The organism is Secundilactobacillus pentosiphilus (assembly GCF_002217985.1).
Lineage (GTDB): Bacteria > Bacillota > Bacilli > Lactobacillales > Lactobacillaceae > Secundilactobacillus > Secundilactobacillus pentosiphilus.
In genome coordinates this window covers 1-207 of the sequence record NZ_BCMI01000117.1, presented here as the reverse complement: position 1 = coordinate 207, position 207 = coordinate 1, and the positions used below count along the sequence as shown (strand labels likewise).

The following is a 207-nucleotide window of genomic DNA, read 5'->3' as shown; positions in this document are numbered from 1 at the left end:
GGTAACTTGCCCAGAAGCGGGGGATAACACTTGGAAACAGGTGCTAATACCGCATAACAACTGAAACCGCATGGTTTCAGTTTGAAAGATGGTTTCGGCTATCACTTCTGGATGGACCCGCGGCGTATTAGCTAGTTGGTGGAGTAATGGTTCACCAAGGCAATGATACGTAGCCGACCTGAGAGGGTAATCGGCCACATTGGGACT

1 rRNA gene is annotated in these 207 nt (G+C 49.8%); it reads left to right on the top strand.

What is annotated here, in order from left to right:
- A 16S ribosomal RNA gene (locus CES81_RS13295) occupies positions 1–207 on the top strand; the annotation flags it as partial.